The organism is Promicromonospora sp. NPDC023987 (assembly GCF_040639055.1).
Classification (GTDB): domain Bacteria; phylum Actinomycetota; class Actinomycetes; order Actinomycetales; family Cellulomonadaceae; genus Promicromonospora.
Genome location: NZ_JBEZZF010000007.1, coordinates 80,445 through 95,546, shown reverse-complemented (window position 1 = coordinate 95,546; position 15,102 = coordinate 80,445). Strand labels below are relative to the sequence as shown.

Sequence of the window (15,102 nt, the reverse complement as noted above, 5' to 3'; positions counted from 1 at the left end):
CTCGCGCCCCGCTCTGGTAGAGAAGGCACCATGCTCGCTCCACCCCAGAAGCGGGCCAAGGACATGGAGGCAGGCATGTCGATTCGAGGAAAGCTGCGGACAAGGGCGTTCGCGCTGGCGGCGACGGGAGCGCTCGTGGTGCAGGCAGGGATCGTGGCGAGTGCGGCGCCTGCGGCAGGCGAGCCCGAGCCGGACACCGCGGCGTCGGACAACCAGATCACGCTGACCGCGTGGGACGGGTACCGCGAGCTCCGGGCTGGTGAGGCATCGAACCTGCGGCCGGGCGCCAAGGGTGGCCTCGTGCTGAAGCGCGGCGGCGACACCGTCGAGTACACCGACCCGTTCGGCGACGGCACGCCCGTCACCTACGAGACGGGCCGGTGGACGTCTCCCGTGATCGAGACGGGTTACCTGATCGACGAGTCCGTGAGCTCGTGGAACGCCGTCACCCCCACCGGCACCTGGGTGGAGATCGAGTTCCGCGGCCGCAAGGCCGACGGGACCTGGACCAAGTGGTTCGTGATGAGCCGCTGGGCCTCGGGCGCGGAGTTCGCGCCGGCCGACGGCAGCGTCGGCGACATCCACCGCACGTCGGTGAACGGCCAGACCGACGCGGACGCATACCTGTTCACCGACACCTACGTCGCGAAGTCGGGCCACGAGCCGGACGCGTTCCAGACCCGGGCCACGCTGTACCGGCCCGAGGGCACCCGCGTCTCGCCACGGCTCGACTCGGTGAGCACCATGACGAACGAGTACCTGCCCGACTCGCACTACACCGGCACCACCGACTTCACGCTCGGGCGAGAGGTCGAGCTCGACGTGCCGGGGTTCAGCCAGAACATCCACCGCGGCGAGTACCCCGAGTTCGGGGGCGGCGGTCAGGTGTGGTGCTCGCCGACGTCGTCCACGATGGTGATCTACTCCTACGGCCGCGAGGTCCCGCCCGCGGAGCTGGAGGGCATCGAGGCGCCGAACGGCGACCCGCAGGTCGACTACGCCGCCATGCGCACCTGGGACTACACGTACGAGGGCGCGGGCAACTGGCCCTTCAACGCCGCCTACGCGAGCACGTTCGGCCTGGAGTCCTTCGTGACCAGGCTGCGCTCCCTCGCGGAGGCCGAACGGTTCATCGAGGCCGGGATCCCGCTCATCTTCTCGATCAACTTCGAGGAGGAGGAGATGCCCGAGGCTGGTTACGGCACCAACGGGCACCTCGTCGCGCTCGTCGGGTTCACCGCCGACGGCGACCCGATCATCAACGACCCGAACAAGGCCAGCAACGAGGCGGTGCGCTCGGTGTACACGCGGGAGAACTTCGAGCGCGTGTGGCAGACGTCGACCGACGGCATCACCTACGTCTACCACCCGCACGACGTAAAGCTCCCCCGCAACCTCCGAGGCGTCACCCCGAACTGGTGACCCACCCGTTGAGTGCGGGATATTCGCCCCTTGAAACGGGATCTGAGGACGAATATCCCGCACTCAACGGAGGGCTAGCGGCCGGGGACCGGCCGCGCGGGTGAGGTGTAGGTCGCCCGGGTGTGCCCGGGGGCCGAGACCGTCACCTCTAGCGTGAGCTCGGCGCCCCGGTCGCGGCCCGTCACCAGGTACCGGGAACCGGTCGCCCAGCGCACCGGTTCTCCGTCGCGCAGCCACTGGTAGCTCACGTCGACGTCGTCCGGCAGGTACGTACCGGCGTCGGCCGTCAGGACCCTGCCCGGCTTGGCCCGGCCTTCGATGGTCGGACCGGACACGTCCGCGACCACCGGGTCGTGCAGCTCGACGTCGTCGGCGTTGACGAACACGTGCCGGTGCGCCAGCCAGACCTGGTAGTACACGTCGTCGCCCCGCACGACCGTGCGGTCGCCCGGCCCGGAGCCGTCGAACGTGGTGGCCCGGTAGTAGTCGGAGGCCACGTGGTCGTCGGCCACCGCGTACGTCTGCTCCGGACCGACCTGGTACTCGATCGGCGTGACCTCCTGCACCGGGACGCCCGGGTGGTCCTCGTAGGCAGCCGCCTCCGGGTAGGCCCGGCCGAAGACGGGCGCCGGGTCGTCACCCGCTACGGTGACCGTCTTCGCCGTCGCCGGCACCACCACCGGCCGGTCGGCCGGGTTGTGCAGCCAGGCCAGCGACCCGGCCCACCACACGCCCAGCCAGTCGCCCTCGACCCGGTCGACGACCAGCTTGTGGCCGGACTGCACGCGCGCGCTCACGTCGCTCGCGTAGGTGGTGCCGTCGGCGCCGTCCGGCTTCCAGCCCGGGTCCTTCGCCAGCGGCGCGTCGTCGGACGGCGACTGGTGCAGGTACCGGAAGTTCGTACCGGCTCCCTCGGCGCAGTCCCCCGACCCTGGCGACGCCTGCTCGCAGCCCGTCACCGTGTTCGGGTTGTCGGCATACCCCGTGCGCACCTCGACGACGTCGCCCGGCTGGACGTCGGTCGTCCCCTCCAGGTCGCCGCCGATGGGAGCACCGAGCAGCTCGAAGTAGTGGTCCCAGTCCCAGTACGGGCCCGGGTCCCAGTGCACGTTCTTGGTGTACCCGGGCAGGATGCCCGGCACCTGGTCGTGCCCGATGACGTGCGCCCGGTCGAGCGGGATGTCGTGCTCCGCCGCGAGGTGGCGCACCAGCGCAGCCGACGACTGGTACATCGACTCCGTGTACCAGGCACCCGTGCCCGCCCAGCCCTCGTGCTCCAGGCCGATGGAGTGCATGTTCAGGAACCAGTTGCCCGCGTGCCAGCCGACGTCGGCCGGGTCGAGGTGGTTCGCCACGTGCCCGTCCGAGGAGCGCAGCGTGTAGTTCCACGCCAGGTAGCTCGGGTCCTGCACCAGGTTCACCGTGGGCTGGTAGGCCGTCTCGGTGTCGTGGATCAGGATGTAGTCCAGCGACGGCCCGCCCGCACCGGTGCGGTCGGCCTGGTCGTGGTTGCCGTAGTCCCCCGTGTCGTCCGGGAGGTCCGGCGAGGCCTTCTCGTACGGGGCGGGCAGCCACTCGCAGCCCAGGTCCTCTGGACAGTCCGTCTCCGGGTCGCTCGTGCTCGCGTCGCGGGGCACGACGACGTCGCGGTTACCGGTGAGGACGACAGCACCGTCCGCGGGGGTGGTGGTGCCGGCACCCTCACGGAGGGTTACGTACACCTGTGTAGCGAAACTATCGACGTCGCTCATGCGGGCCACTGCGCCCTCCCACGCGGTCAGGGCGGCCGACGTCGAAGCGGCCGGCCCGGCGTCGACCGCACCGTCCCGCACTGCCTGGGCCTGGTAGGACGCGAGCAGGGCTGCGCCACCGCACACGTTGGCCTGAGCGTCGGACTTCAGGGTCGCCTCGTCGAGACCGGTGAGCGCCGCCGCGCGGGCGAGCTCCGGGGTGGCCTCGCGCGCCGGCCCCGCCTTGTCGTTGACGGCCGACAGGGGAAGCCCGTCGCCGTGCGCGTGGCCGAGCCCGCCCGCGCCCTCGAGGTTGAACACCCCGTAGCCGCCGTCGGCGCTGGCCTGGCCTGCGTGCTGGTCCCAGCGCGATTCCATGTACGACACCGCCTTGAGCAGGTCAGCAGGCGCCCCGGTGACGTCGGCGGCCGCCGAGAACGCCTCGTCGAGCGAGCCGGCGGCAAGGACAGCGGCGCAGGCGACGACGCCGTCGTCGGTCGCCGTCGATGCCGCATCGGCCGCCGAAAGGGGTATGAGTGGAAGGAGCAGGCCGGCCGCCGTGGCCAAGGCTGTAGTGCGCCGTCGTGACGTCACGCGGAGATCCTCTCGTCGACTCCGTACAAACGTGGACGAGAGAATCACACCCGATCCGGGCGCGCATGAGAAGGGTCCCGGGTCGATAACCCGAAACTGCTGCGATCAGAGGCGGACGAGTACCTGGGTGCGGCCCAGGACCTTCGCCCCGTCGACGGTGACGGCGAGGTCCACGCGCACCGTGCCGGCATCGGCGTCGATCACGCCGACCGTGCCGGTGACCTCGATGGACGCGGTGCCAGGGTTCGGCACCTCGACGGGCTTGGTGAACCGCGTCTGATAGTCGACGACGGCGCCCGGGTCGCCCGCCCAGTCCGAGACCAGGCCGACGACGGTGCCCATGGTGAGCATGCCGTGCGCGATGACGCCGGGCAGACCCGCGCCCTCTGCGACCTTGTCGTTCCAGTGGATCGGGTTGAGGTCGCCGCTCGCGCCCGCGTAACGCACGAGCGCCGCACGGTCGAAGGTGACGGTGCGCGTGCCGATCACGTCTCCGACGGCGAGGCCTGCGATGTCGGGGCGGCTCATGCGTCCTCACCTCGGATCGCGAGCGTGGACGTCACGGTGGCGACGTGCTCGCCCGGTGTGTCCGCCTCGGGGGACGGGACCTCGACGCTCTCGGGCATCGCGTAGATCTCGCACCGCGTGGTCACCATGCTGATGGCCACGCGGGAGATGATCCGGTCCACGTGCAGCACCGTCGTCAGCTCGTCGCCTGCGACGATCGGGCGGTGGTGCGTGAAGCGCTCGTCCGCGTGGACCACGCGCGAGAAGTCGATGTCGGCGGACGGGTCGCTGATGTACTGCGACTCGGCGCGCTGCGCCACGACCACGGCGAACGTGGGCGGAGCGACAAGGTCCGGATAGCCAAGACCCCGCGCTGCCACGAGATCGTGGTGCGCGGGGTGCGTGGCACCGACGGCACTGGCGAACTCGCGGATCTTCTCGCGGCCTACGGAGTAGGGAGCGTCGGCCGGGTAGACCCGGCCCTCGAAGTCAGCGTTCGCCACGTCGGTGTGAACTTGCTACCGAGACTCAGCGAGTCTCGCGGTGCGACGTGTGCTTGCCACAGCGCGGGCAGAACTTCGCCAGCTCCAGGCGGTCAGGGTCGTTACGACGGTTCTTCTTGGTGATGTAGTTCCGCTCCTTGCAGTCCACGCATGCGAGCGTGATCTTCGGGCGGACATCCGCACTCTTGCTTGCCATGGCTCTCACCTCCGCGCCTCGATGGGAGAGGCGCCATGTGTCTTCTCGTCGTCCGGCAGTAACGCCGGACGGATGTACTTGCTTTGGTAGCGAGGGCGGGGCTCGAACCCGCGACCTCACGATTATGAGTCGTGCGCTCTGACCAGCTGAGCTACCCCGCCGCGCGTGACTGAACGCGAGACCGTCCGCCGCTATTCTCTCATCAGCGAGCCGATGAGGAGGACGGACGACCCCGCGTCGATCACAGAGCCCCGAAAGGGAATCGAACCCTTGACCTTCTCCTTACCATGGAGACGCTCTGCCGACTGAGCTATCGGGGCGGCGAGGAAGACTCTACATGCCCTCCGGCCTGGCGTGAAATCGAATCGGATGTGAAGTACGCCGCGTCGCTCAGACCGAGATCGACCGGCTACGGAGCGCCCGTCGCGAAGTCCGCCACCAGCATGCACCTGCGCATGGTTCAGCGCCGCGAACCATGCCCGATCGCATGCTCACAGCGGACCGGCGCAGGTACACCCGGTTGGGCCAGTCCCGTCGATACCGGAGCGACCAGCCAGCAACGAATCAGGGCGTGACCAGCGCTGTCGCTGGTCACGCCCTGATTCTTCATCACGTGGCTGGTGAGGGATTCGAACCCACGTAGGCTGAGCCGTCTGATTTACAGTCAGATCCCTTTGGCCGCTCGGGCAACCAGCCGTGAACGTGCCCAACCATAGCGCCCTCCGGGCCCTCGCGAGAAATCGAAATGACGGCCCCGCCTGGTGACGCGTCCCACAGGGCCCAGCAGGGCTCACCGGGGTCGGCGCAACACCACGAGACCTATCGTGACGCCGTGACACAACACCACGACCGCTGGGGCCTGCCCCTCGGGATCAGCGCCTTCCTGCTCTGGGGCGCGATGCCCCTGTTCTTCCCCCTGCTCGAGCCGGCCGGCGCCATCGAGATCGTCGCCAACCGGGTGGTGTGGAGCCTCGCGTTCTGCCTGATCGCCCTCGCCGTCATGCGCCAGCTCGGCGCCTTTCGCGATGCCCTGCGCTCACCGCGCGTCCTGGGCACGCTCGCCGTCGCGGCGGTCCTGATCGTCATCAACTGGGTCGTGTACGTGTACGCCGTCCTCACCGACCGGGTGCTCGACGCCGCCCTCGGCTACTTCATCAACCCCGTCCTCACGGTGCTGCTCGGCGTGCTGATCCTGCGCGAGCGGCTGCGGCCCGTGCAGTGGCTGGCGGTCGCCTTCGGCGTCGCATCGGTGGTCGTGCTGTCCATCGGGCTCGGCGGGCTGCCCTGGATCTCGCTGTGCCTCGCCCTCTCCTTCGGCATGTACGGGCTCGTGAAGAACCGCGTGGGCCGCACCGTCCCCGCGCTGCCGGGCCTGGCGGTCGAGACGGTGGTCGCCACCCCGTTCGCCATCGCCTACCTCGTCTGGCTCGGCAGCTCGGGGACGTTCACCGGGCACGGCATCGGCCACTCGCTCCTGCTGATGGCGTCGGGCGTGGTGACCGCCCTGCCGCTGCTGCTGTTCGGTGCCGCCGCGCGGCGCCTGCCCCTCTCCGTGGTCGGCATGCTGCAGTACCTGACCCCCGCCCTGCAGTTCCTGGTCGGGCTGCTCATCTTCGGTGAGCACATGCCGGCCGCGCGCTGGGTGGGGTTCATCCTGATCTGGGTGGCGCTCGTGCTGCTCACCACCGACGGCATCCATCAGTCCAGGAAGGCGCCGCGCGTCCGCAGGGTGCGGCCTTAGCAGCCCTTGAAGCGGGCGTCGGCCGCCCAGCCGTCGTCCACCCACTCCTGCGGGTCTGCGGGGACGAAGCCGGAGTAGCGCGCCGCCAGCTCGTCCAGGAGCCAGCCGGCGAACCGGGCGGCACCCTGCTGGCAGGTGTGGATGCCGTCGGCGCTCCGGTCGGGCTTGCCGTCGCGCTCCTGCTGGTAGGTGTCGCCCCACACCGCCGAGCTGTCGAGGACCACGGCACGTCCGCCCGAGCCGGCCGCGACCTCCCGGGCGACGTCGTCCGCCCGGTCGAGCTCGTCCATGTGCGGTGCGTAGAAGTCGTCCGGCCGGATCGGCGGGGACGGGACGAGCACGAGCTCGGCCCCGGCGTCCGCGGCGGTATCCACGAGCCGCTCGTAACCGTCGCGCTGTTCCTGCGCGGTACCCCAGTCGTAGGTCGTGAGCTGGTAGACGATCACGTCCGGCTCTGCCGAGGCGATGGCACCGGGCAGGTCCGCCCAGGTCGACTCCGCCAGCGGACCGACCACACCGCCCCCGCCGTCGGCCGCGATGGACTCGAAAGTGAGGCCGCTGGCCGCCATCGCCGCGTCCAGCGGCAGGGCCTCCCCCGCTGCGATGGAGTCCCCCATGAACAGGACCGTGGACAGCTCCGCGCCGGAGCCCGAGCCGGGCCCGGAACCCTGCCCCGGTTCAGAGCCCCGCTCGGAACCCGACACGGCACCCGCGTCGATCTCGGCCACGGCCGGTCGGGGGACGACCACCCAGAACAGAGCCAGCGCGACCATGGCCGCGACGAAGGCCACCAGACCGGAACGACCCCTGGCCCACCCGGCACGGAACCGGACCGGGTTCTCCACGAGGACCGTGGACAGCGTCGCCAGCAGGATGGAGACGGCGCACACGACCACGGTGTGGGGCCACCCGGTCAGTCCGAGCCGCTGCTCGGACAGCAGGAGGAAGACGGGCCAGTGCCACAGGTACAGGCTGTAGGAGATGAGCCCCAGCGCACGGAGCGGACGCCAGCCGAGGGCTCGTGCGGGCAGGCTGCCCGGCGCGCGGACGCAGAGCACGACCACCAGGGCGGCGAGCAGGGAATGCGCGAACAGCCCGCCCTGGAACAGCCACGGGGACGCCTCGCCGTCGGCCATCCACCAGAGCCCGGCCAGGACAGCGACCAGGAGGGTCAGTGCCACGCCGGCCGGCCGCCCGACCAGCCGCTCCACTGCGCGCCGCACCGGTTCGGTGGCCACGAGGGCGCCCAGCATCAGCGAGAAGGCCCTGGTGTCGGTGCCGGTGTAGACGCGGGTCGTGTCCGCAGGGTCGACCAGCGCCAGCATGAGGACCAGCGAGGCCACCGACACGGCGACCGCCGTCCAGGCCACCCAGGTCTCCACGCGCCGCGACCGACGGGCCACGAGCAGGAGCAGCACCGGCCAGACCAGGTAGAACTGCTCCTCGACGGCGATGCTCCACAGGTGCCCGAAGACCCGGCTCGCACCGAGTCCCTCCCAGTAGCCGGCCGACTCCCCGAGCAGGTGCCAGTTGACCAGGTTCGCCTGCACCCACGGACCGTCCGACAGCGCGGACCGCCGGAGATCGGCGTCGCCCAGTGCCCAGGTCAGCACGGTGACGCCGACCAGCAGCGTCACCAGCGCGGGCAGCAGACGGCGGACCCGCCGCCCCCAGAAGGCCGACAGCGACACCGTTCCGCTGACCCGGATCTCCCGGAGCAGGAGGTCCGTGATCAGGTAGCCGGACAGGGCGAAGAACAGGTCGACGCCGAGAAACCCGCCGCCGAGGTGACCCGCGTGGAACAGCAGGACCCCGAGGATCGCCACCCCGCGCAGCCCGTCCAGCGCCGGCAGGTGCCCGGCGCGCCCGACGGCGCGCTCCGCGTCCCGCCCGGTCCCGTGGCCCGCTTCCGGCCCCGCTGCGCGTCCTGTGCCGGACGGCGCCGCGAGCGCCCTCGTCTCGTTTCCGGTCGTCAGGTTCATGCTCAGCACCCCGGGACGACGTCGAAGGTGTAGCCCGCCGCGGCCAGCTTCGGCAGGGCCTGCCGCAGCGCCGCGACCGTCTGGGTCCGGTCGCTGCCGCCGTCGTGCATCAGCACCACGTCCCCGCTCTCGGCCTGGAGCAGCCGGGCGGCGATGGCTGTGGCCCCTGGGCGGGTCCAGTCCTCGGTGTCGATGTTCCATCGCACCTGTGGCATCCCGCGTGCGGCCAGGTCGGCCGTGACCTCCGCGTCGGTGGACCCGTACGGCGGCCGCACGCACGGGCTGGCGGAGCCGAGGCGCTCGAGCAGGTGGGCGGTGTCCGCGAGCTCGTGCGCACGGCCGTCGGCGTCGAGGCCGGTGAGGTCCTCGTGGCTCCACGTGTGGTTGGCGAGCGCGTGGCCCTCCGCCACGATCCGGCGCCCCGTGTCGGTCTGCTGGGCCAGCTCCTGGCCCAGCGCGAAGAAGACCGCCTTGGCGTCGTGCTCGCGCAGCACGTCCAGGATCTCGACGGTCTCGTCGCCGGGGCCGTCGTCGAACGTCAGGTAGAGCACCTTGTCGCTGTTGCCGACGGCGGCGGTGGTACCGAGGGTGCTGTAGGCGGTGAAGCCGGCCGCGGCCAGCGCGAGCGCGGCGCCGGCGGTCAGGAGTCGTCGTGTTCGGTTCATGGGTCCGACGTTCCCGGTGCGGTGTCGCGGCCTGGTCGCCGGGATGTCGCAACCGTGTCGCAGAGCGCCCGTAGGCGTGGCTGGGCGGCAGGGCCTCCTCGATACTTGGAGCCATGTCCCGCATCCTGTTGATCGAGGACGATCACTCCGTCCGTGTCAGCCTCGCCAAGGCACTCGGCAGGTACGGGCACGACATCGCGGCCGCGCCGACCGGCGAGGAGGGTCTCCGGTTGTTCGTGGAGCACTCCGCCGAGCTCGTCGTGCTCGACCTGATGCTGCCGACGATGGACGGCTTCGAGGTGTGCCGCCGGATTCGCGCCGCCGGGACCGTCCCGATCGTGATGCTCACGGCCCGTGGCGACGACATCGACGTGGTCAGCGGCCTCGAGTCCGGTGCCGACGACTACGTCGTCAAGCCCGTCGAGCCGCGGGTCATCGACGCCCGGATCCGGGCGGTGCTCCGTCGCGGGGCTCCGGATCGCTCCGGCCGGTCGACGGCGGTCTACGGCGACCTCGTCGTCGACCGGGTCTCGATGCGCGTGACCAGGGCCGGGCAAGACGTCGCGATGACGCCGACGGAGCTGCGGCTGCTGCTGGAGCTCTCCGCCTCCCCCGGCCAGGTGCTGAGCCGCCAGCAGCTCCTGGAGTCCGTGTGGGAGCACAGCTACCTCGGCGACTCACGGCTGGTGGACAACGGGGTGCAGCGCCTGCGCGCCAAGATCGAGGCCGATCCGGCGGCTCCCGTGTTCATCCAGACCGTCCGGGGCTTCGGCTACCGGTTCGGCCCGGTGTAGGTACGGCCGGCATGCGGAGCGGAGATCTCCCGTCGTGGCGCCGGAACCGGCCCCGGAGCTGGTGGCCGCGGAGCCTGCGTGCGCGCGTGATCCTGGCGTTCGTGGTGGTGGCGATGGTGGCGGCTACCGCGGCGTCCGCCGCCGGGTACGTCGCCGCCAGGGCATCGCTGGTCGACGAGACGCAGCGGCGTGCCGCCGACTCCCTCCGCGGCCAGATCAGCCGGCTGGCCCCCGAGGTGGAGTACCCGCCCGACCAGGAGGCGCTGGAGCGCCTGCGCACCTCGCTCGGCGAGGACTCCATGGTCACCTTCGAGGGTCTGACGGCGGCGTCGGGCGGCGCACTGGGCCTGATCAGCGACGAGATGCGTTCCGCCGTCGCGGAGGGCGACCGGTTCACCGTGCAACGGGTGGTCGACGACTCCGGCCCCAAGCTGGTGCTCGCCACGCCGATCCTGCGCACCGACGTCGACGGCCGGCAGCGTGCCTCCGGCGTCGAGGTCTACGTGGTGCAGGACCTGGCCCCCACCCAGGCCCAGCTCGACCGGTGGACCCGCATCGTCGTCCTGACCATCGCCGGCGCGCTGCCGCTCGCCGTCGTGCTCGCGCTGCTGGTCTCCCGCAGCGTGCTGCGCCCGATCCAGCGGCTGGGGCACAGCGCGAACCAGCTGGCCGCGGGGAACCTCAGCATCCGGCTCACACCGTCCGGGCGAGACGAGCTGGCCGACCTGGCGACCACGTTCAACCGCACGGCGGCGGCCCTGGAACGCTCCGTCGGCGAGCTGCGCCACCGGGAGGCCGAGGCCCGGCGGTTCGTCGCCGACGTCTCCCACGAGCTGCGGACCCCGATCATGGCGCTCACCTCCATCATGGAGATGGTCGAGGCCGACGCGCGGGACCGGTCGCCGGACGACCGGGAGATGGCGACGATGGCGGTCGACCGGACCCGGAAGCTGGCCCGGCTGGCCGAGGACCTGCTGGAGGTCTCTCGACTCGACGCCGGTGCCGTGGCGCTTCGCCGGGAGCTGGTCGACGTCGCCCACGTCGTCGCCGACACGGTCCGTACCCGGGGCTGGGACGGCGACGTCGACCTCGTGCCGACGGAGCCGGTGCTCGCTCGGGTCGACGTGCGCCGGCTGGACATCTCGGTCGCCAACCTCGTGGGCAACGCGCTGCGGCACGGCAGCCCTCCGGTGGTGGTCGAGGTGCGGACCGAGGCGGACGACGTGCTGGTGGTCGTGACCGACCACGGCCCAGGGCTGCCCGCCGACGTCGACGCCGAACAGCTCTTCGCGCGCTTCTTCAAGGCCGACTCGGCCCGCGCGGCGTCGGACGGCAGCGGGCTCGGCCTGTCGATCACGCTGGTCAACGCCCAGCTGCACGGCGGCAGTCTCTCCGCCCGCACCAGCGAGGACGCTGGAGCCGAGTTCGTCCTCCGGCTGCCGCGGCACCTCGAGGCGGAACCACTCGAGGCGGAACCACTCGAGCCGGAAGCAGGACCGGACGGCGGGCGGCACGGACGCCAGGACGGGGAGAGCGATGAGCAGCCGTAGGGCAGTCCGCGGCGTCGGTGCGGCCGTCGTCCTGGCCGCCGCGCTGCTGACTGGCGGCTGCGGCGTGGGACCGAGCGGCGTCGAGGACGGCGGCGAGGCACCGACCGGTCTGGCGGAAGGCCCCACGCTCTACTTCGTCGACGCCGACGGCGGGCTCCGGCCCGATGTGCGAGATTCCGGCCGGCTGGGATCCGTGCACGGCGCCATCCAGCTGCTGATGGCCGACGCGCACCCCACGGCGGACGGCCTGCACAGCGAGATCCCGCCGACCGGCACCAGAACGATCGTCGAGGACGCCTGGGACTACGTGACGATCTACCTGCCGTTGCGCGGCGGTGAGATCAGTCCCGCTGGCGTCGACCAGATCATCTGCACGGCCGCGGCCGTCGTCGCGGCGTCCGGCCGGGACGTCGCCGACGTCGCGATCTCGGTCCGGCCGACCCACGGCGCCGTCGTCACCCGCCCGTGCCCGGTACTCGGCTGAGCCCCGGCCCGCCGGTGCTTGCTGCCCGGTGCTTGCGCCCCGGTCCGCCTCGAGAATGACCTGGGGTACCGGAATCGGCCCGGATGGGTACCCGAGGTCGTTCTCGAGGCGGACCTTTGGGCCGCCGTGGCCCCGGCGGGGCTGGTGGGGCCCCCGTGGTCCCGGCGGGGCCGGTGGGGCCGGGTCAGACAGGCGCTTCCGCGAGCGCCCTGGCCAGCTCCTCGGCCACGCCGTCGGCATCGTGGTGCCCGACGACGGCGTCCGCGCACGCCAGCACGTCGGGATGGGCGTTGGCCACGGCGATGCCCCGGCCGGCCCAGGTGAGCATGGGCAGGTCGTTGGGCATGTCGCCGAAGGCCCAGACGTCGGAGGCGTCGACCCCGAGCCGGGCGCACCACCGCGCCAGTGCGGCGGCCTTGTCGACGCCGCGCGGCATGAGCTCGGCCAGGCCGACGGCGCCAGAGTAGGCGAGCTGGGCGTGCGACCCGATGGCGCCGCGCACCGCGGTGAAGAACTGCTCCTGCGCGAGCCGGATCTCCTCCGGCGGATCAAGGAGGATGCCCGGCGGCGGGATGTACGCGGGATCGAGCGCGAGGATCTTCGACACCGGGCCGCGCGCGCCGACCACGGCGAGCGTCTCCTCGACCGGCACCGACCAGAGATCGGGGTCCAGCGCGGGCTCGCGGTTCGGGTAGGTCGGGTCGAACACGACGCCGTCGGGCCGCTCGAAGGCGAGGGCTGCGTGGGGCAGCGCGGCGCGGATCCCGGTCACGACGGCGCGCACGGCGGCGTCGTCGAACCCGCAGGTGTCGAGGGTCTCGCCGGTCGCGAGATCGAGCACGCAGGCCCCGCCGATGCAGATGACGCGGCCGTGGCCCCCGACCGCGTCCGTGAACCGGGTCAGCCAGCGCGGCGGGCGGGCGGTCACGAAGACCACCTCGACGCCTGCCGCGTCGAGGTCGGCGAGGACGTTCCTGGTGCGGTCCGAGACGTTGCCGTGGCTGTCGAGCAGGGTGCCGTCCAGGTCGGTGGCGACGACCCGCGGCAGGCCGGTCATGGCTGCGTCCAGGGGTTGAGGTGGGCGCTCGTCATTCCTGGCCCTCTCCGGTGTCGACACGTGCCTACGGTACGCCGCGAGTCACGCACCCAGCTCGGCCACGGACCGACCCTTGGGGAAGAGCGAGCCGACCAGGATCCGGTCGAGGCCGGGCAGCTTCATGGCGCGGAAGCCCCACCGCCGCAGCAGGAGGGTGGCCGTCCGGGTCGGTACGAACCACTCGGTGACCCGGTCCCGGGCCGACCGCTGGACGCCGGTGACGACCGGGCGCCAGCGCCGCTCGTAGTCGGCCAGCCCCTCGGGCACCGACGACGCGGCCTGGACCCGTTCGGCCAGCAGGTAGGCACCCGCGACACCGAGCGACGCACCCTGGCCGGCGACGAGCGAGACCGCGTGTGCGGCGTCGCCGACGAGGCCGACTCGCCCGTCGGTCCAGCTCGGCGTGACGATCTGGGCGACCTGGTCGAAGTAGACCTCGTCGGACGGCGGGCACTGCGCCAGGGCGCGCTCGGCGAGGTCGCCCATACCGGTGAACGTGCGCCGCAGCGCTGCGCGGGCGTCGTCGGGCAGCGCCAGGTCGTCGGTGCGGAACACGGTGAAGACCGCGACACGACCGTCGTCCAGCCCGTAGAAGCCGATCTGGCGGTTGAGCGTCTCGGTGAGCACGAACTTTCCGTGCACCTGCTCGAACACGTGGGGGTCGGTGAACACGAACGCACCGGTCTGCATGCCGAGATAGCGGAGGTAGTCACGCTCCGGGCCGAAGACCTGCGACCGGAGGCCGGAGTGGACGCCGTCGGCCCCGACGATCAGGTCGGCGTCGAGGGTCGTGGCGTCGGAGAGCTCGACGACGCCGTCGTCGATCCGGTCGACGGTGGTGCCGTACCGCAGGTCGACCGCACCCGTGACCGACTCGCGGAACAGCCGCTCGAGCTCTGGCCGCATGATGCTGACGATCGAACCGTCGACGGCCCTGGCGAACCGGTCGTAGCCGACGCTCACCGTCTTGCGCCCGCGGTCGTCGATGTAGCTGAACTCCTCGACGGGGCTGGCGAGCTCACGCAGCCTCGGCTGGAGACCCATCGCGGTGGCAGCCTCGAACCCCGGGCCGAAGAAGTCGATCATGTACCCCTGGGCCCGCGGCCCGGGTGCGCGGTCGACGACGTGGACGTCCCAGCCGTGGTGGTACAGACGGTTGGCCAGGGCCAGGCCGGCGATGCCGGCGCCGCTGATCACTGCTCTCATCGTTGTGCTCCGTTCGGTGCGGTGGACTGCATGCTGGTGAGCGTGCGCAGGAGGGGCGCGATCGCGGGACCGGACAGCTCCGGATCGAGCCCCTTGTGCAGGATGAAGCCGTCGAAGACCGCCAGGACCAGGCGCGCGGCCTCGTCCGCCGAGGGGTGCCCCGCCTCGGCCAAGGCCGTCGCGAGGGTGGTGCGGAAGCGGATCATGATCGCGCCCATCCGCTCCCGCAGTTCGGCGTCCCGAGTGGCGGCGAGGTAGCCCTCGATGAACAGCAGGGACGCGGGGTCCGCGCCGTCGTACTGGTCGAGCTCGAGCAGCATGGCCTCGACGCCGTCGGCGGGAGTCGCCGCGTCGGCGAGCAGTGCCGCGGTGCCGTCGAGCAGGCCGCTCATCGCCTCGAGCGTGGCCTGGCGCAGCAGTGCCTGGAGCGACTCGAAGTGATAGTGCACGAGCCCGTAGCGCACGCCGGCCCGCTCGGCCAGCACGCGGGTGCTCACCCCGCCCCAGCCGACCTCGCTGATGAGTTCCCGCGCGGCCTGCGACAGGCGGGCACGGACGTCCCTGCCCCGTTCGGCATTCGTCTGACCGGACACCCGGCACACTCCTTGGTCGATCGTCTTGTACGACTGACC

General features: G+C 71.6%; 14 protein-coding genes and 3 tRNA genes. 5 read left to right on the top strand and 12 right to left on the bottom strand.

All coding sequences use genetic code 11. From position 1 onward, the window contains the following. Positions 1 to 30: 30 nt before the first annotated feature. On the top strand, positions 31 to 1,422 hold the full coding sequence (locus tag AB0F40_RS05735) for a C39 family peptidase (RefSeq protein WP_357465088.1): 1,392 nt from the start codon (positions 31 to 33) through the stop codon (positions 1,420 to 1,422). A 74-nt stretch (positions 1,423 to 1,496) separates the two neighbouring features. Here AB0F40_RS05735 and AB0F40_RS05730 read toward each other — a convergent pair whose 3' ends face one another. From AB0F40_RS05730 to AB0F40_RS05700, 7 genes are all read right to left on the bottom strand, one after another. Next, a complete protein-coding gene (locus AB0F40_RS05730) occupies positions 1,497 to 3,746 on the bottom strand; it encodes an N-acetylmuramoyl-L-alanine amidase (RefSeq protein ID WP_357465086.1) in 2,250 nt (749 codons plus the stop codon). A gap of 105 nt (positions 3,747 to 3,851) precedes the next feature. Beyond that, positions 3,852 to 4,274 carry a MaoC/PaaZ C-terminal domain-containing protein gene (locus tag AB0F40_RS05725; RefSeq protein WP_357465084.1) on the bottom strand — a complete coding sequence of 141 codons (423 nt, stop codon included), beginning with the start codon at positions 4,272 to 4,274 and terminating at the stop codon, positions 3,852 to 3,854. After that, the gene (locus tag AB0F40_RS05720) at positions 4,271 to 4,756 is read right to left on the bottom strand and encodes a MaoC family dehydratase N-terminal domain-containing protein (protein WP_357465082.1); all 486 of its coding nucleotides are present in this window, start codon (positions 4,754 to 4,756) and stop codon (positions 4,271 to 4,273) included. The genes AB0F40_RS05725 and AB0F40_RS05720 overlap by 4 nt, the downstream gene beginning before the upstream one ends. Before the next feature lie 25 nt (positions 4,757 to 4,781). After that, a complete protein-coding gene (rpmG, locus tag AB0F40_RS05715) occupies positions 4,782 to 4,952 on the bottom strand; it encodes a 50S ribosomal protein L33 (RefSeq protein WP_013837798.1) in 171 nt (56 codons plus the stop codon). Between the two features lie 84 nt (positions 4,953 to 5,036). Continuing rightward, positions 5,037 to 5,113: transfer RNA gene (locus tag AB0F40_RS05710), tRNA-Met, on the bottom strand. An 86-nt stretch (positions 5,114 to 5,199) separates the two neighbouring features. Further along, positions 5,200 to 5,272, bottom strand: a tRNA-Thr gene (locus AB0F40_RS05705). A gap of 294 nt (positions 5,273 to 5,566) precedes the next feature. Then, positions 5,567 to 5,648, bottom strand: a tRNA-Tyr gene (locus AB0F40_RS05700). A 136-nt stretch (positions 5,649 to 5,784) separates the two neighbouring features. Between AB0F40_RS05700 and rarD the strand changes: the two genes are divergently transcribed. After that, positions 5,785 to 6,693, top strand: coding sequence for an EamA family transporter RarD (rarD, locus tag AB0F40_RS05695; protein ID WP_357465080.1), 909 nt, complete (start codon positions 5,785 to 5,787; stop codon positions 6,691 to 6,693). Here rarD and AB0F40_RS05690 read toward each other — a convergent pair. Beyond that, the gene (locus tag AB0F40_RS05690; protein ID WP_357465078.1) at positions 6,690 to 8,675 is read right to left on the bottom strand and encodes an acyltransferase family protein; all 1,986 of its coding nucleotides are present in this window, start codon (positions 8,673 to 8,675) and stop codon (positions 6,690 to 6,692) included. The genes rarD and AB0F40_RS05690 overlap by 4 nt on opposite strands. Positions 8,676 to 8,677: 2 nt before the next feature. After that, the gene (locus AB0F40_RS05685; protein ID WP_357465076.1) at positions 8,678 to 9,340 is read right to left on the bottom strand and encodes a polysaccharide deacetylase family protein; all 663 of its coding nucleotides are present in this window, start codon (positions 9,338 to 9,340) and stop codon (positions 8,678 to 8,680) included. 113 nt (positions 9,341 to 9,453) lie between these two features. On the opposite strand from AB0F40_RS05685, the gene AB0F40_RS05680 reads away from it, so the two are divergent. The 3 genes from AB0F40_RS05680 to AB0F40_RS05670 are packed head-to-tail and all read left to right on the top strand — an operon-like array spanning position 9,454 to position 12,168. After that, positions 9,454 to 10,134 (top strand): response regulator transcription factor, encoded by a 681-nt coding sequence (locus AB0F40_RS05680; protein ID WP_357465074.1) that lies wholly within the window; start codon positions 9,454 to 9,456, stop codon positions 10,132 to 10,134. 11 nt (positions 10,135 to 10,145) lie between these two features. Next, positions 10,146 to 11,684 (top strand): HAMP domain-containing sensor histidine kinase, encoded by a 1,539-nt coding sequence (locus AB0F40_RS05675; protein WP_357465072.1) that lies wholly within the window; start codon positions 10,146 to 10,148, stop codon positions 11,682 to 11,684. After that, the gene (locus AB0F40_RS05670; protein ID WP_357465070.1) at positions 11,671 to 12,168 is read left to right on the top strand and encodes a hypothetical protein; all 498 of its coding nucleotides are present in this window, start codon (positions 11,671 to 11,673) and stop codon (positions 12,166 to 12,168) included. The genes AB0F40_RS05675 and AB0F40_RS05670 overlap by 14 nt, the downstream gene beginning before the upstream one ends. A 184-nt stretch (positions 12,169 to 12,352) precedes the next feature. Here the strand turns inward: AB0F40_RS05670 and AB0F40_RS05665 are convergent, their stop codons facing one another. The 3 genes from AB0F40_RS05665 to AB0F40_RS05655 form a co-directional block, all read right to left on the bottom strand. Beyond that, a complete protein-coding gene (locus tag AB0F40_RS05665; RefSeq protein WP_357465068.1) occupies positions 12,353 to 13,225 on the bottom strand; it encodes an HAD hydrolase family protein in 873 nt (290 codons plus the stop codon). Positions 13,226 to 13,306: 81 nt separating this feature from the next. Further along, positions 13,307 to 14,470 (bottom strand): FAD-dependent monooxygenase, encoded by a 1,164-nt coding sequence (locus tag AB0F40_RS05660; RefSeq protein WP_357465066.1) that lies wholly within the window; start codon positions 14,468 to 14,470, stop codon positions 13,307 to 13,309. Then, complete coding sequence (locus AB0F40_RS05655; protein ID WP_357465064.1) at positions 14,467 to 15,063, bottom strand: TetR/AcrR family transcriptional regulator; 597 nt, start codon at positions 15,061 to 15,063, stop codon at positions 14,467 to 14,469. The genes AB0F40_RS05660 and AB0F40_RS05655 overlap by 4 nt, the downstream gene beginning before the upstream one ends. Positions 15,064 to 15,102: the final 39 nt, after the last annotated feature.

What these genes read in the sequence shown, in the direction of transcription:
- AB0F40_RS05725 (WP_357465084.1), bottom strand. Translation starts at nt 4,274, where the DNA reads ATGAGCCGCCCCGACATCGCAGGCCTCGCCGTCGGAGACGTGATCGGC.
- AB0F40_RS05685 (WP_357465076.1), bottom strand. Translation starts at nt 9,340, where the DNA reads ATGAACCGAACACGACGACTCCTGACCGCCGGCGCCGCGCTCGCGCTG.
- rpmG (WP_013837798.1), bottom strand. Translation starts at nt 4,952, where the DNA reads ATGGCAAGCAAGAGTGCGGATGTCCGCCCGAAGATCACGCTCGCATGC.
- AB0F40_RS05670 (WP_357465070.1), top strand. Translation starts at nt 11,671, where the DNA reads ATGAGCAGCCGTAGGGCAGTCCGCGGCGTCGGTGCGGCCGTCGTCCTG.
- AB0F40_RS05690 (WP_357465078.1), bottom strand. Translation starts at nt 8,675, where the DNA reads ATGAACCTGACGACCGGAAACGAGACGAGGGCGCTCGCGGCGCCGTCC.
- AB0F40_RS05665 (WP_357465068.1), bottom strand. Translation starts at nt 13,225, where the DNA reads ATGACCGGCCTGCCGCGGGTCGTCGCCACCGACCTGGACGGCACCCTG.
- AB0F40_RS05735 (WP_357465088.1), top strand. Translation starts at nt 31, where the DNA reads ATGCTCGCTCCACCCCAGAAGCGGGCCAAGGACATGGAGGCAGGCATG.
- AB0F40_RS05680 (WP_357465074.1), top strand. Translation starts at nt 9,454, where the DNA reads ATGTCCCGCATCCTGTTGATCGAGGACGATCACTCCGTCCGTGTCAGC.
- AB0F40_RS05675 (WP_357465072.1), top strand. Translation starts at nt 10,146, where the DNA reads ATGCGGAGCGGAGATCTCCCGTCGTGGCGCCGGAACCGGCCCCGGAGC.
- AB0F40_RS05660 (WP_357465066.1), bottom strand. Translation starts at nt 14,470, where the DNA reads ATGAGAGCAGTGATCAGCGGCGCCGGCATCGCCGGCCTGGCCCTGGCC.